This window comes from Bacillus sp. AFS001701 (assembly GCF_002559405.1).
Classification (GTDB): Bacteria; Bacillota; Bacilli; order Bacillales; family Bacillaceae_G; genus Gottfriedia.
This window is the reverse complement of record NZ_NTZO01000662.1, coordinates 1-922: the sequence shown is the minus strand read 5'-3', so window position 1 is coordinate 922 and position 922 is coordinate 1. Positions and strand designations below refer to the sequence as shown.

Sequence of the window (922 nt, the reverse complement as noted above, 5' to 3'; positions counted from 1 at the left end):
CTGAACTAGTTAGCTTTTTTGGAATTAGCTGGACCCAATATAATTTAATTTGAATCTTTTATTCTTGATCTAAATTTAAATCTCAGCAACCTTTGAAGGATTATTTAGTTTATATTTAACTTCTTTGTTTAATTTCTTATCTACTATTTTCCCATCAAATTGATAAGATTTACCTACTTCTAATTCAGCTGCTTTTAAAGTTTTACTCAATGAACACCAAGCATTTCCAATTATTAAATCCTGATCTCCTTTGACAGCTACGTTTTCCCATATTACGATCTCTTCTTCGCTATCATTGAAATGATTATATTTTGTACTAAATTCTTTAACGGTGCCGTTAAAATGTGATTTATCAGTTGGTAAAGTAATTGAAACTTCCTCTTTCTTTTCTACTTTTTTCTTTGTAGTAGAAGTACTTTCTATAGACTTTGTTACTGTTTCTGATTCTGTTTTCTTCTCTTCATTGTTCTTCGTATCACTTTCACCAACTGTGTATACTTTCTTAAAGCTTGGAGATTGCATTTCTTTTAAATAAGCAGGATGAATACATGTTAATTTGCCATCTTCAAATTCAATAATAATTGTATGAAACTCATCTGTAACTCCATAAGTTTCATAGCCAATAAGCTTTACATTTACTTGAAAGTCTTGCCCTTTAAATAAAAAATCATGTTTTGGATTTTTATTAAATAAACCCCAAGATCGTCCTTTTTCTACATAATCTTCATCAGACAAAAATTTTGTGAATTCTCCTTTTGGAGGTAAGTATTTTATTAACTCTGTTTTCTCATTTTGAACTATATTTTCTGTCATTTTATTTACTCCTTTGGTGAATCATTTTTATTTCCATTTTTTAGTAGTAGTTTTATTCGTTATATGTAGAAATTATAGTTTAGTTTGGAACTTTTTGTCCATCTTATGG

1 protein-coding gene is annotated in these 922 nt (G+C 28.2%); it reads right to left on the bottom strand.

The features are described from left to right. Positions 1-75: 75 nt before the first annotated feature. Positions 76-813 carry a hypothetical protein gene (locus CN514_RS24480; protein WP_098234796.1) on the bottom strand — a complete coding sequence of 246 codons (738 nt, stop codon included), beginning with the start codon at positions 811-813 and terminating at the stop codon, positions 76-78. Between the last annotated feature and the right edge of the window lie 109 nt (positions 814-922).